At 74.3% G+C, this 13369-nt stretch carries 11 protein-coding genes; 7 read left to right on the top strand and 4 right to left on the bottom strand.

Annotated elements, in window-relative coordinates; all coding sequences use genetic code 11:
• Window positions 1–105: 105 nt before the first annotated feature.
• Both ACIP93_RS15110 and ACIP93_RS15105 read left to right on the top strand, forming a co-directional pair.
• Entirely contained in the window at window positions 106–1182 is a 1077-nt protein-coding gene (locus tag ACIP93_RS15110) for an ABC transporter permease (protein ID WP_380836634.1), read from the top strand.
• A complete protein-coding gene (locus ACIP93_RS15105; protein ID WP_345217953.1) occupies window positions 1179–1868 on the top strand; it encodes an ABC transporter ATP-binding protein in 690 nt (229 codons plus the stop codon). The genes ACIP93_RS15110 and ACIP93_RS15105 overlap by 4 nt, the downstream gene beginning before the upstream one ends.
• Window positions 1869–1952: 84 nt before the next feature.
• Here the strand turns inward: ACIP93_RS15105 and ACIP93_RS15100 are convergent, their stop codons facing one another.
• Entirely contained in the window at window positions 1953–2300 is a 348-nt protein-coding gene (locus ACIP93_RS15100) for a DUF5955 family protein (RefSeq protein WP_345217950.1), read from the bottom strand.
• 275 nt (window positions 2301–2575) lie between these two features.
• Between ACIP93_RS15100 and ACIP93_RS15095 the strand changes: the two genes are divergently transcribed.
• From ACIP93_RS15095 to ACIP93_RS15075, 5 genes are all read left to right on the top strand, one after another.
• Entirely contained in the window at window positions 2576–2761 is a 186-nt protein-coding gene (locus tag ACIP93_RS15095; protein WP_345217949.1) for a hypothetical protein, read from the top strand.
• A gap of 22 nt (window positions 2762–2783) precedes the next feature.
• Window positions 2784–3395: a nucleotidyltransferase family protein gene (locus ACIP93_RS15090; RefSeq protein WP_345217947.1), complete on the top strand. Its 612-nt coding sequence runs from the start codon at window positions 2784–2786 to the stop codon at window positions 3393–3395.
• A 241-nt stretch (window positions 3396–3636) separates the two neighbouring features.
• Complete coding sequence (gene aceB / locus ACIP93_RS15085) at window positions 3637–5262, top strand: malate synthase A (protein ID WP_345217944.1); 1626 nt, start codon at window positions 3637–3639, stop codon at window positions 5260–5262.
• Window positions 5263–5429: 167 nt separating this feature from the next.
• Window positions 5430–6617, top strand: coding sequence for an FAD-dependent monooxygenase (locus ACIP93_RS15080; protein ID WP_401758758.1), 1188 nt, complete (start codon window positions 5430–5432; stop codon window positions 6615–6617).
• A 76-nt stretch (window positions 6618–6693) separates the two neighbouring features.
• On the top strand, window positions 6694–7254 hold the full coding sequence (locus ACIP93_RS15075; protein ID WP_345217936.1) for a hypothetical protein: 561 nt from the start codon (window positions 6694–6696) through the stop codon (window positions 7252–7254).
• Between the two features lie 213 nt (window positions 7255–7467).
• Here ACIP93_RS15075 and ACIP93_RS15070 read toward each other — a convergent pair whose 3' ends face one another.
• The 3 genes from ACIP93_RS15070 to ACIP93_RS15060 all read right to left on the bottom strand — a co-directional run bounded on the left by ACIP93_RS15070 (window position 7468) and on the right by ACIP93_RS15060 (window position 13337).
• Complete coding sequence (locus ACIP93_RS15070; RefSeq protein ID WP_401758755.1) at window positions 7468–10665, bottom strand: DEAD/DEAH box helicase; 3198 nt, start codon at window positions 10663–10665, stop codon at window positions 7468–7470.
• A 75-nt stretch (window positions 10666–10740) separates the two neighbouring features.
• Complete coding sequence (locus ACIP93_RS15065; RefSeq protein WP_401758752.1) at window positions 10741–11727, bottom strand: fibronectin type III domain-containing protein; 987 nt, start codon at window positions 11725–11727, stop codon at window positions 10741–10743.
• A gap of 77 nt (window positions 11728–11804) precedes the next feature.
• Complete coding sequence (locus ACIP93_RS15060) at window positions 11805–13337, bottom strand: YfcC family protein (RefSeq protein ID WP_401758750.1); 1533 nt, start codon at window positions 13335–13337, stop codon at window positions 11805–11807.
• Window positions 13338–13369 lie beyond the last annotated feature (32 nt).

Here is a 13369-nt window from a genome sequence, read left to right as displayed (position 1 = left end):
ACCAGCCTAGAGGGGACGTCCGCGCGGCGTATCAACCAAAGGATGGATACGGAAGCGAACTCGCGCCCGATGTCTCCGGCCCGCTCCGCGGCCAGCCTGGTGAGCATGTTCGTCGCATGGAGAGACCTCCGGTTCGCCAGGGGGCGCTTTGCCCTCATGGGCACGGTCGTGGTCCTGATCACCCTGCTCGTCGGCCTGCTGTCCGGGCTGACCGCGGGGCTGGCCAGGGACAACACCGTGGCCCTCACCTCGCTGCCCGCCGACCGGCTGGCCTTCGCCCCGCCGCCCGACGGCCAGGAGGTGTCGTTCACGAACTCCTCCGTCGGGGAGAGCTCCTGGCGCGCCTGGGCGGAGCAGCCCGGTGTGCGGAGCGCCGCGCCGATCGGCATCCGCACGGTCAACGGCTGGGCCGGTGACCGCACGGTCGCCGTCGCCGCCTTCGGGGTGGAGCCGTCCGCGCGGATCGCCCCGGCGTCGGCGGAGCTGGGTCCGGGCAAGGTGGTCCTGTCCGCGCAGGCCGCCGAGGACCTGGACGTCGGCGTGGGCGACGCGGTGCGCCTGGGCCAGACCGAGGAGAGGGTGGCCGCCGTCGAGGGCGGGGCGATGTACAGCCACCAGCCGGTGGTGTGGACGTCGCTGGACGACTGGCAGCGGCTCGGCCGCAGCGGAGCGTCGGCGCAGAAGCAGGCGACCGTCGTCGCGCTGACGGGCTCGGCGGACTGGGCGGCGGGGGACGCGGCGACCGGAACGCGGTCGGTGCCCCTGGCCGACTCCCTGGCCGCACTCGCCTCCTACCAGGCGGAGAACGGCTCCCTCCAGCTCATGCGCGGTTTCCTCTTCGCCATCTCGGCGCTCGTCGTCGGGGCCTTCTTCACCGTCTGGACGATCCAGCGCAGCGGTGACATCGCGGTGCTCAAGGCGCTCGGCGCGTCGACCCCCCACCTCCTGAAGGACGCGCTCGGCCAGGCCGTCGTCATGCTGAGCCTGGGCACGCTGCTCGGCACGGCGCTGGCGACGGGGCTGGGCGCGCTGATCGGCGGCGCCGTCCCGTTCGTGCTGGAAGCGGCGACGCTGCTCGTTCCGGCCCTCGTGATGATCGCGCTCGGCATCGTCGGCGCCGCCCTGTCCATCCGGCGCATCACCGCCGTCGACCCCCTCACCGCGCTCGGGAGTGCCCGATGACCCTCGCCCTGCAGGACGTCACCCTCACCTACCCGGACGGCGACGCGTCCCGGCTGACCGCGTTGGACGCGGTGACGCTGGAGGTCGGCGCGGGTGAACTCGCGGCGGTGGTCGGCCCGTCGGGCTCCGGCAAGTCGAGCCTGCTCGCGGTGGCGGCGACGCTGGTGACGCCGGACTCGGGCGGCGTCGTCGTCGACGGCACGCCGACGGGGCCGCTGAGCCGGGCGGACAAGGCGCGGCTGCGGCGAGGCCGGATCGGGATCGTCTTCCAGCAGCCGAACCTGCTCGCCTCGCTGACGGCGGCGGAGCAGCTCCAGGTGATGGCGCACCTGTCGGGCCGTCCCCCGCGCTCGGTGCGCTCGCGGGCGCTGGAGCTGCTGGACGCGGTGGGCCTGGCGGACAAGGCGGACCGCCGGCCGCACCAGCTGTCCGGGGGCCAGCGGCAGCGGGTCAACATCGCGCGGGCGCTGATGAACGAGCCGGCGGTGATGCTGGTGGACGAGCCGACGAGCGCCCTGGACCACGAGCGGGGCGCGGCGGTGCTCGACCTGCTGGCCGAGCTGACGCGGGGGCGGGGGGTGGCGACGGTGCTGGTCACGCACGACGTGGCGCATCTGGGGGTGGCGGACCGGGTGCTGCGGATGGAGGACGGACGCCTCGGGGCGCCGAGCACGTCGGGGGTGTAGGGGTCCTGGCGCCCGGGGCGCCCTTCGGTGAGACGTCACCGGGCACCGGTCCCGGGCCGCGGGGGCGCGCACTTCGGCCGGCCGTCACCGGGTGCCGGGCGTCTGCTCCTGCCCGGTGAGTTCCGTCCACCCGTTCCCGAAGCTCTCGACCGCTTCGCGGACCAGCCCGACACCCGGCGCCAGCGCGCTCACCGAGCCGATCGCACCGACGATCAGTAACAGCGAACGCCGCAGCCGCAGGACGTCCGGGGAGCCGCTCAGCAGCATCGCGGCGAGTGCCGCCAGCTCGTCCTCGGCTATCGCCCGGTCCGACAACTCGGCGGGGTGCGCGGCGAGTTCACGCCGGAGCCGGGCCACGACCACATGCAGCGCCGCCACCCTCGGGTCGCCGTCCAGGCCGCTCACGCCTCGCTCCTCAGCGCTTCGCAACAAAGCTCTCCTCCTCGCACGCCGTCGTGCTGCTCGTCGGGGTCGCTCCTGGGCGAACGACCCCGGGCGACGGGCACGTTAACGCTCTCACCGCGTGTGCGCCACCGTACGGACCGTAATCCGGCCGGTGGGGTTGAGCGGACCGCCGTCACGTTCGTGCTGCGGCCCCGCCCCGGTCCTGGCACAGCAGGACCGGCCCCGGCGCCCGGCGGCCCCGGCGGTCCTAACGTGAAGGCAGAGCGCGCGCAGCCGGTGCGCGCCGTGGGGAAGGAGTGGTCATGGCGGACGGTTGCCGCGACTGCCGTACGTGCACGAAGAGCCTGCTGGGCCGTACCGCGCGGGGCGTGCTGTACGCGGTCACCCTCTCCTGGCTCGTGAAGCCGGTCTTTCTGCGGAACTGCCCGCAGTGCGGGCATGTGATGCGCCGCCACGAGCGCCGCGGGGACGGTTCCTTCCAGGACTGACGGGGCCTGGTAAGCAGGGCCCATGACCCACCACAGCGCTCCGCCCCCCGCCACCGCCGGACTCCTCCTCGCCGCGGGCGGGGGCCGCCGGCTGGGCGGCAGGCCCAAGGCGCTGCTCGGCTTCCGGGGCCGCCCGCTGGTCGAGCACGCGGTCCGGGTGCTGCGGGAGGGCGGCTGCCGTCAGGTGTACGTCGTCCTGGGCGCGGCCGCCGCCGAGGTGCGCGAGCGCGCCGAGCTGACCGGGTGCGTGCTGGTCGAGAATCCCGACTGGGAGCACGGCATGGGCTCCTCGCTCCGCGCGGGCCTGCGCCGGCTCTCCGCGCACGGGGGCTGTGCAGCGGCCCTGACCTCGCTGGTCGACCAGCCCGGCATCGGGCCCGCGGCGGTCGCCCGGGTCCTCGCGGCGGGCGGCGCCACCGGGCTGGCGGCCGCCTCGTACGGCGGGGAACGCGGCCACCCGGTGCTCTTCGGCGCGGACCGCTGGGACGACGTCGCGGGGACTGCGACCGGCGACCGCGGGGCACGCGCCTATCTGAGGGAGCACGCGGCGGAGCTCGCCCTCGTCGAGTGCGGCGACGTGGCCCAGCCGTACGACATCGATCTGCCGGAGGACCTGGCCCGGCTGGAACCGTGACATCCACGTGCGGTGAGCGGGGCGGCACGCAGGGCCACGTTCTGTCGACTCGAAGAATCTCGACATCAACAAACCATTGAACTTCCACCATGAGGAAACTAATATCCACTGATCAGAAGCGCCTGATCGCCCGAAACACATCGAACGGCGCCCGTGTCCGTATCTCGGCACCCCCGGCACCCCGTGCCGGGGCGACTGCCCGGCGGCCGCGAAGGCACCGCCCGCGAAGGAGTGACAGCTCATGTCCGCACCAGCGCCGTCCCCGCTGGCCATCGTCGACGCCGAGCCCCTGCCGAGGCAGGACGAGGTGCTGACCGACGCCGCCCTCGCGTTCGTGGCGGAGCTCCACCGGCGGTTCACCCCGCGCCGCGACGAGCTGCTGGCCCGCCGTGCCGAGCGCCGCGCCGAGATCGCCCGCACCTCCTCGCTGGACTTCCTCCCCGAGACCGCCGCGATCCGCGAGGACGACTCCTGGCAGGTCGCACCGGCCCCGGCCGCGCTGAACGACCGCCGGGTGGAGATCACCGGTCCGACCGACCGGAAGATGACCGTCAACGCCCTGAACTCGGGTGCGAAGGTCTGGCTCGCCGACTTCGAGGACGCATCGGCCCCCACCTGGGAGAACGTCGTCCTCGGCCAGCGCAACCTGATCGACGCCTACACCCGCGAGATCGACTTCACCGACCCGAAGTCGGGCAAGTCGTACGCCCTGAAGGACAATTCCGAGCTGGCGACCGTCGTGATGCGGCCGCGCGGCTGGCACCTGGAGGAGCGTCACCTGCGCGACGCCGACGGCAACGCCGTCCCCGGCGCGCTGGTCGACTTCGGCCTGTACTTCTTCCACAACGCCCAGCGCCTCATCGACCTCGGCAAGGGCCCCTACTTCTACCTGCCGAAGACCGAGTCGCACCTCGAAGCACGGCTGTGGAACGAGATCTTCGTCTTCGCCCAGGACCACGTCGGCATCCCGCAGGGCACCGTCCGCGCGACCGTCCTGATCGAGACGATCACGGCCGCGTACGAGATGGAGGAGATCCTCTACGAGCTGCGCGACCACGCGGCCGGCCTGAACGCGGGCCGCTGGGACTACCTGTTCTCGATCGTGAAGAACTTCCGTGACGGCGGTGCCAAGTTCGTCCTGCCGGATCGCAACGCGGTGACGATGACCGCCCCCTTCATGCGGGCGTACACCGAGCTGCTGGTGCGCACCTGCCACAAGCGCGGCGCGCACGCGATCGGCGGCATGGCGGCGTTCATCCCCTCGCGGCGCGACGCCGAGGTCAACAAGGTCGCCTTCGAGAAGGTCAAGGCGGACAAGGACCGCGAGGCCGCCGACGGCTTCGACGGCTCGTGGGTCGCGCACCCGGACCTGGTGCCGATCGCGATGGCCTCCTTCGACGCGGTGCTCGGCGAGAAGCCGAACCAGAAGGAGCGGCTGCGGGAGGACGTGTCCGTCGCCGCCGGTGACCTGATCGCGATCGACTCGCTGGACGCCAGGCCCACCTACGCGGGCCTGGTGTCGGCGGTCCAGGTCGGCACCCGCTACATCGAGGCGTGGCTGCGGGGGCTGGGCGCCGTCGCCATCTTCAACCTGATGGAGGACGCGGCCACCGCCGAGATCTCGCGCTCGCAGATCTGGCAGTGGATCAACGCGGGCGTCGTCTTCGAGAACGGCGAGAAGGCGACGGCCGAGCTGACGCGGAAGATCGCGGCGGAGGAGCTCGGCAAGATCCGTGCGGAGATCGGCGAGGAGGCGTTCGCCGCGGGGAAGTGGCAGCAGGCGCACGACCTGCTGCTGACGGTCTCGCTGGACGCGGACTACGCGGACTTCCTCACGCTGCCGGCGTACGAGCAGTTGGTGGGCTGAGACCCCCGCGCCGTGACGGCCGGTGGCCGCGGCTCGCACACGACGTGCGGGACGCGGCCACCGGCCGTTCGCCGTGCGGGCGGACGGCTCTGCCCGGGCCGCGAACTCCGGCCCGGACCAACGGGTTTCGCGCCGGACCCGTTCTCCTCCGCTGGGACAATGGGCAGATGATCACCGCCACACGTCTCGCTGTCATCGGGTCCAGCATCGCCGGATGCGCCGCCGCCCTCGCCGCCCAGCGGGCCGGGGCCGCTTCCGTGACCGTGTTCGAGCGGAGCGGCGGACGGCTCGCCGCGCGGGGCGCCGGGCTCGCGGTGCACGGGGAGCGGTACGCGGAGCTGGAGGCCGCGGGGTTCCTGGACGCCCGGATGCCGTACGTGCCGCTGGCCCGGCGGACGTGGTACGTCAAGGACGCCGCCGCGCCCTCCCCGCTCGGGCGGACGCTCGGCGTCATGCCCTTCGGGTTCCGGACGTACGGCTGGGGGTCGCTCTGGCGGGAGTTGCGCGAGCGGGTGCCCGGCTCGGTGGAGTTCCGGCCGGGGTCCGCCGTGAAGGAGGTGCGGCTCACCAGCCGGGGCGTGGAGCTGGACGGGGAGCCGTTCGACGCCGTCGTGGGAGCGGACGGACACCGGTCGGTGGTGCGCACCGCCGCCTGCCCCGGGACGGTGCCCGCGTACTCGGGATACCTCGCGTGGCGCGGAGCGTACGCCGGGGCGGACCTGCCCGACGCGCACCTGTGGCCGGCGGACGACTGCGCCTACGTCGTCTTCGACGGCGGCCACGTCGTCATCTACCGCATCCCCGACGACTGCGGCGGCCACCGGGTCAACTGGGTCCTCTACACCGCCCCGCCCGCCGGGCACGTCCTGCCCCCGGACGGGCGGCGCACGCTCACCGACGACCTGGCGGAACGGCTCGCCGAGGTCACCAGGAAGCAACTCCCGCCGTTCTTCGCCGCGTTGATCGAGGCGACCCCGGCCGACGACCGCTTCATGCAGCCGCTGTACGACTTCACCGCCCCGCGCTACGCCACCGACCGCCTCGCCCTCGTCGGCGACGCCGCCACGGTCGCCCGCCCGCACACCGGTGCGGGCGCGGTGAAGGCGCTGCAGGACGCCACCGCCCTCCAGGAGGCGCTGCGGGCCGCCGCCACCCCGGCGGAGGCCTTCGCCGCGTACGACGCGCGGCGCTCCCCCGTCGGCCGCACCATGGTCGACCTGGGCCGCACGCTGGGGAAGGCGCTGGTGCACGGGACGCCGGACTGGGCGGGGATGCGCGACGGCGACCTGGAGGCGTTCTGGAGACGGGCGGACGGGAGCGGGGCCTTCGGCGGACGGGAGCTGAAGCGCGCCTGACCCGGGGTCCGGACGCCGGGACCCCACCGCGCACCCACCATTGACCACCCAGGGTGGACGGGGCTAGGGTGTCGTCATGGCATTCAGTGAAGGACTTGAAGTCGTCCGGTTCCAGGGCCCGTGGATGATCACCGCGTGGTGGCCCGAGGGGGCCGTCTCCGGGGGGCCGCAGAAGCTCGTCGTCGAGGCCTGCCCCGAGGCCCCGGCGGGCGAGGTGGCGCGCGGCATCTCGACGACGGTGCTGCGCAGGCTGGACCTGGTGGACGTGGTGCGGCGGGCCCAGGAGGTCGCGCCGACGACCCCGCCGTGGCGGGCGGAGGAGAGTCGTCTGTCCGAACTCGCCGCGCTGGCGGGCGAGCTGCTCGGGGCGGAGGGGGTGTCGGAGCGGTACCTGGCGGTGCTGTGCCTCACCTACCGGGACCTGGTGGACAAGGGGGTTCAGGCACCGGTGCCGTGGCTGGCGGAACGGGTGGGCCGCAAGGCCGACTCGGTCAAGGACCACCTCAAGAAGGCGCGACGGGAGGGGCTGCTGGGCTCCCGGGCGGGCAGGGCCGGCGGAGAGCTGAGCGAGAGGGCGCGGTCGGTACTCGGGGAGGTGCCGGGACTGCCGGGCGAGGTGGGGGCCGGGAGCGGCTGAGCGTGGCCGCCGGGCTGTGGCGGGGGGCAGGTCGTCGGCATCGGGGGGCGCTCCTCGTACGGAACCCCGCCCGGCCGGAGACGGTTCCGTGCGGACGCGGGGGCGGAACGCTCCTCGTACGGGCCCCCGGCCGGCCGGGAACGGTTCCGTGCGGGTGCTTCGTGACGGGACGCGCAGTTCTCCGCGCCCCTGGAAGCCCGTCCCCGCCCTGGCTCAGCGGAGTCCGTTGTACGGGGTCAGCCAGCCGCCGCCCCAGTGGTCGCCCCGGGTGAAGACCGCCGCGCCGCGCCGCCCCGCCGACGCGTCGGTCGCGGCCGGGGACGGGTGGGGGACCTCCGCGGGCAGCCCCTCCGCCGCCCGCTCCGCCACCGCCGCGCCGTCCCAGACCCGCACGACCGCCCCCGGCGGAGCCTCGGCCCGTACCCCCGACGGCGTCGTGTCCAGGCAGGACCCCGTCGCCCGTTCCCCGAGCAGCGCCGCGTACCGGTCCGGCGTCAGCGCGCACCCCGTGGGCGGACGCGTCCCCGGCCAGTCCGGCGCGCCGACGTCCCGCGCGCGGGCCGCACTCCACATCTGCGGCACCAGCCGCTGCGCGTGCGGCGCGGTCGCCATCTGCTCGCACATCCACAGCAGCCGCCCGGCGCCCCGCTCCGGCCCGAGCGCCCGCCACCGCACCCGCTGCGCCAGGTCGGACGCCACGACCGCCGCCCACGGGTGCACGGTGCCCAGGTCGCCCTGCGCGCCGAGCCAGGCGAGGTAGCGCTGGGCCTCCTCCAGGATCTGCGCCATGCTGCCCTGCGGCACGCCGAGCACGTACCCGCTCCGGGTGCGGAAGAGCTGCGGGCTGTTCGCGACGAGCAGCAGCACGGCCCGCGCCAAGTCCCCCGCCACCGGCTTGGGTTCGCCCTCCGAAGGGGCTCCTTCCTCCTCCTCCCGCATCCCCCGGTTCCGCAGCACCCCCAGGAGCGCCTTCTTCGCCCGCTCCGTGAACGGCGCCTGTTCCAGCACGGGCAGCGTCGTGCCGAGCACCCCGATCAGCGTCTCCTCCGCCTCGTCGGCCGACTCCGGCACCCGGGCCGCCGCGAGCGCCGAGCGCACACTGTCCGCCAGGTCGGCCGCCACCATGAACCGGCTGGTCAGCATGCCGGTCGGCGTCGGCTCCAGCAGGTCGTCCCCGTCCGGTCCCGCCGTACGGCGCAGGAAGCCGCCCGTGACGAGGAAGCCCACCGCGTCGTACAGCGGGTCGAAGCTCTCGTGCCCCTGGTGGAAGGCGAGCGTGCGGGTCCACCAACTCTCCGCCTCCCGGAGCGTTTTGATGCTTCCCTGCACCGCCTCCGCCAGCACGTGGTCGGGCAGTGCGTCCCTGATCCGGGAGGTGACCGTGTACCCGGCGGCCAGCCGTGCCTGCCAGTGCGCCCGCTCGGGTCCCTCCGCGAGGAGGAACGCCCACCCCTCCCGTTCCCCCGCCCCGACCCGCCCCGCTCGCCCGAACATCTGCTGGACCATGGAGACTTCGACCCGGTCCAGGCCGATCTGGGTGTCCCGTACCACGACGGCCCGGGCGGGCAGGTTGACCCCGGCGGCCACCGTGGAGGTCGCGACCAGGACGTCCGCCGCGCGCGTCCGGAAGGCCTGTTCGGCGTCCCGCTTGTAGGGCCAGTCCCGGTAGTGCAGCCGTACGCCCGCCTTGGTGGTGAGCCGTTCGACCTCGTCCTCGTCGTCCACGTCCGCGCCCTTGACGGGCACGCCCCGGTCCCCGGCGAGCGCGAGCGCCGTCATCCGCACGCCCCGCTTGCTGCCGCAGAAGACCAGGGTGCTGCCGTCCTCTTCGGTGACGGCGCGGGTGAGCCGCACCGCCTGTGCGGTGCGCGCCGCGCTCCGGGCCGCCCAACTGTCCTCGGTGGGTGGGAGGACCGGAAGCTGCCAGGTCAGCCGGGTGGGCCGCCAGGCGACCCGGACCTGGCGCGCCCCGAGCCACTCGGCGACCTCGTCCGCGTTGGCGACGGTCGCGGAGAGGCCGACGATGCGGACCTGCCCGGCGTCCTCCCGTACGCGCGCCAGCAGCGCCTCCAGGACCGGCCCGCGGGTGGGGTCGCCCAGCAGGTGGATCTCGTCGACGACGAGGCAGCCGACCTCGGCGAGCGCGGTGCGCAGCGAGCCGGTGCGGCAGATCGCCTCGAACTTCTCGGTGGTCGCCACCCAGACGTCGGCCGCCCGGATCGCCTCCGCGTCGACCGCGAACTCCCCCGTCAGGCGCACCACGTGCAGACCGGCGCGCCGCCAGGACTCCAGGTCCCGGTCGAGTTCGTCGGTGAGCGAGCGCTGCGGGACGAGCCAGGCGGCCTTACGGCCCTGCGCGTGGGCGTGCAGGGCGGCGACCATGCCGATGGGGGTCTTGCCCGCGCCGGTCGGGGCGACCACGACGGTGTGCGCGCGCTCGCCGAGGATCACCGGCACGGCGGCGGCCTGGGCCGGGTTGAAGGCGGGGTGCGGCAGCAGCCGGGCCCACTCCTCGGGCACGAGCTCGGCCACCGGGACGTACGCGGTCTCCTCCTCGGCCGGCTCCAGCGCGTCCCACTGGAGCGCGAAGGCGTCCCGGGCGGCGAGTGCGGCGGGCCCGGCGGCCGGGGCGGCCCCGGCGGCGGCGTACGCGACGAGGCCGGTGCTCTCGCCCAGGTCGTTGACGGTGGCGACCTGCTCGGACTCCTGCCAGTGGCGGACGCTGCGGTGCGGCACGGCCAGCGCGTCCAGCTCCGCGCGCAGCGCGTCGTACGGCGTCCCCTCCGGCATGATCACGCGCACGTCGTCGGCGGCGGCCAGCGCGGCGGGCTCCGGCCGCCAGCCGGGGCCGGCGACCTTGCACCACAGCAGCCGCCGGGTCTCGGCCTCGGCGGGCGGCACGAGGTCGGCGGGCCACTCCGGGCGCGGGGGCCTGCGCTCGAATCCCCCGCCGCCCCCACCGCCCCCGCCGCCCCGGGCGGCCGTGCGCGCCGTCTCCGGTGCCGCGGGCGCCTCGGGTGCCTCGGCCCCGGTCGGGGGCGCCTCGCCCCTCCGTTTGCGCGTCCTGCCGGTTGCGGCCGCCCGCGCCTTCTTCGTGAGCTGGTCGTACGTCTTCGCCCCGAGGTCTTCGAGGGTGTACGCGGCGGGGCACACCGGGCAGACGACGGCCACGTACCGGTACTGGCGGCCCCCTGACTCGTACGGGCGGCGCAGCGAGTGCAGCGGTGCGGCGCAGGCGGGGCAGGCCCTGCCGACCTCCTCCTGGTAGCTCCAACCGGGCTGTTCGAAGCGGGAGTTGAGCTCACCCTCCAGGACGACGCCCCACACCCGGTCGACCCGTTCGGCCACGGTGAGCAGTTCCTCGGGCTCCCCGTCGGTCCCGTCCCCCACCACGTCCACGCTCGCGTCCATCGGACCACCATGCCATCACCGCGCACCCGCGGCCGCCCCGGGCCGGGTGGACCCGCGCGGGCCCGGCCCGGCTCCTCAGCCCGCCCCCACCACCGTCCGCTGCGCCGAGAAGTCGCCCCACTTCCCGTCCGGCAGTTTGGCCCGCAGCTTCACGCTGTACCGGGTGCCCGGAGGTTCCGAGACGGTGAAGGTGTACGTCACCGGGCCGGGCGGCGGGGGTGCGCCCCAGACGACGGTGGTGGCGAACCTGCCGTTCACGTGGAGCTGGTACTCCTTGACCTCGCCCCCGGTGCGGGGCTGGGTCCAGCGGAGCCGGATCGTGCGCTCGACCCCGTCGGTGTGGGCGGTGGCGGTCAGGCCGGTGGGTGCGGTGGAGGCCCGCCCGCCCGGGGCGCGGGCGGTGGTCAGGTCGAGGGCGTTGCTGTCCTTCGAGGAGTTCTCGGCGGCGTCCCGCGCGCGCACGGTGAAGGTGTAGACGGTGCCCGGCCGCAGGCCCGTGACGCGCGTGCCGGTCGCGGTGCCCGGCACGCTGTGGATGCGGGAGTCCTCCTGGTAGACGTCGTACGCGGTGACGGCGCCGCCGGGGTCGGCGGCGCCCGTCCAGGCGAGCCGGACCGACGTGCCGTCGACCACTTCGCCGGTGAGTGCCGTCGGCGTCGTCGGCGGGGTGCGGTCGTCGGGTGCGGGGGCGCGGGTCCGGGCGGTGACGGCGGTGCTCGGCGCGGACCGGTTCCCGGCCGCGTCCCGGGCTCGTACGGTGAAGGAGTAGGAGGTCGCGGGGGTCAGCCGGTCGACGTCGACCATGGTGGTCCGGGCGGGGAGGGAGACGACCTTCCGCCCCTTCTCGAAGACGTCGTAGCCCGCGACGCCCCGGTCGTCCGCGGCCGCGCTCCACATGACGTGCACGGAGTGCGCGCTGCCCGCCTGGGCGGTGACTCCCGTGGGGGCGGTCGGCGGGGTGGTGTCGCGGGCGGGCTGGGCCTTGGCTCCGGCGCACGCGGTGGTGCCCGCGAGCAGGAGCGTCGTACAGGTCAACACGGTGCGAACGGTGGGGCGTTGCACAGCCGGACCTCCTCCGAGGGAATATTGGTCCAGACCTGTATGCCATGCCCGGCCGCCCCGGGACAAGGGGCCCGGCATCACGTCATGACCGCGCCCAGCGCCACGAAGCCGCAGATCAGGACGAACAGGATGGCCAGCAGCGGCCAGACGAAGCGGAGGTAGGGGTGGTAGCCGACCTCGGCGAGCGCGACCCCGCCGATGGTGACGGCGGTGGTGGGCACCCACAGGTTCATCAGCCCGCTCGCGGACTGCCAGGCGGTGACCACCACGGCGCGCGGCACGCCCGCGAAGTCGGCGAGCGGCGCGAGGATCGGCATGGCGAGCGTGGCGTGCCCGGAGGTGGAGGGGATCAGGAAGGCCAGCGGGAGGTTGACGACGAAGACGATCACCGCGAAGAAGGCGGAGGAGGTGCCGGTGACGACGTCCTCGACGGCGTTCAGCACGGTGTCCGTGATCCGCGCGTTGTTCATGATGACGGTGACTCCGCGCGCGAGCACGATCACCAGCGCCGGCGCGATGAAGTCCGCCGCGCCCTGCGCGACCGTGGAGCTCAGCCGCTGTTCGCCGAAGCGGGCCACCAGGCCGACCACGACCGCCGCCACCAGGAAGAGCGCCGCCAACTGCGGGAAGGACCAGCCGAGTTCGAAGCCGTACGGAGTGGCGTCGGCGTCGCCGGTCAGGGCGCTCGACCACGGCACCACCGAGAAGATCATGAACGCGAAGGTGACCGCCACCAGGACCAGCAGCACCTGGTGCAGCCGGGTCAGCGGCGGCGGCTCCTCGGTCTCGGCCGCCGACCGCTCGCGGTCGCCGGGCCGGAATCCGGAGAGCGAGCGGGCCGGGTCGCGCCGCACCCGGCGGGCGTAGCGGATCACGTAGGCGATCGTGGCGCCCGTCAGCACCACCCACATCAGCGCGCGCAGCACGATGCCGTCGCCGAGCGAGATCCCGGCGGCGGAGGAGGCGACGCCGGTGGCGAAGGGGTTCACCGTGGAGCACAGCACGCCGACGCCCGCGCCCAGGATGATCGTGCCGGTCGCCACCATCCGGTCGTACCCGAGCGCCAGCATCAGCGGGACGATCAGTCCGTAGAAGCCGAGGGTCTCCTCCGCGAACCCCTCCACCGTTCCCAGCAGGGCGAAGACCAGCATCACGCCCGCGATGAGCAGCGCCCCGCGCTCGCGCAGCCGGTGCGCGAGCCGGCCGATGCCCCGGTCCAGGGCGCCGGTGGCGAAGACGACGGTGATGAACGCCCCGATGGCCAGGACGAAGAGGAAGACGCCCGCACTGCCGTACAGCGAGCCGGCCAGGTCGGGCCCGACCCGGCCCGTCCGCTCGTCCTGCACGCCGTACAGGCCGTTGACCGGGGACAGGAAGAGGTCGCCCAGCCGGTCGGCGAAGGACTGCCCGGAGTCGACGCGGTGGTAGGTGCCCTGGACCGGCGCACCGTTCTCGTCGCGGTCGTACGCACCGGAGGGGACGAGGAAGGCGAGCAGCCAGACGCCGAGGGTGACCAGCACCAGGACGGTCAGCGCGCTGGGGAAGCGGAACGTCCGCCCGCCGTCCTGCTCCGGGTCCGGTTCGCGCTCCGGTGACGCTGCGGTACTCATCGTCCAGCCCCTGCGTGTCGTCCCTGAACCTG

The sequence above is a fragment of the Streptomyces sp. NPDC088745 genome, from assembly GCF_044751045.1.
Lineage (GTDB): Bacteria > Actinomycetota > Actinomycetes > Streptomycetales > Streptomycetaceae > Streptomyces > Streptomyces cremeus.
This window is presented reverse-complemented; position numbering and strand designations above follow the sequence as displayed.

Bases quoted from the DNA above. Each gene is read 5' to 3' on its own strand.
- ACIP93_RS15110 (WP_380836634.1), top strand. From the start codon at position 106: ATGTTCGTCGCATGGAGAGACCTCCGGTTCGCCAGGGGGCGCTTTGCC.
- ACIP93_RS15105 (WP_345217953.1), top strand. From the start codon at position 1,179: ATGACCCTCGCCCTGCAGGACGTCACCCTCACCTACCCGGACGGCGAC.
- ACIP93_RS15095 (WP_345217949.1), top strand. From the start codon at position 2,576: ATGGCGGACGGTTGCCGCGACTGCCGTACGTGCACGAAGAGCCTGCTG.
- ACIP93_RS15090 (WP_345217947.1), top strand. From the start codon at position 2,784: ATGACCCACCACAGCGCTCCGCCCCCCGCCACCGCCGGACTCCTCCTC.
- aceB (WP_345217944.1), top strand. From the start codon at position 3,637: ATGTCCGCACCAGCGCCGTCCCCGCTGGCCATCGTCGACGCCGAGCCC.
- ACIP93_RS15080 (WP_401758758.1), top strand. From the start codon at position 5,430: ATGATCACCGCCACACGTCTCGCTGTCATCGGGTCCAGCATCGCCGGA.
- ACIP93_RS15075 (WP_345217936.1), top strand. From the start codon at position 6,694: ATGGCATTCAGTGAAGGACTTGAAGTCGTCCGGTTCCAGGGCCCGTGG.
- ACIP93_RS15070 (WP_401758755.1), bottom strand. From the start codon at position 10,665: ATGGACGCGAGCGTGGACGTGGTGGGGGACGGGACCGACGGGGAGCCC.
- ACIP93_RS15060 (WP_401758750.1), bottom strand. From the start codon at position 13,337: ATGAGTACCGCAGCGTCACCGGAGCGCGAACCGGACCCGGAGCAGGAC.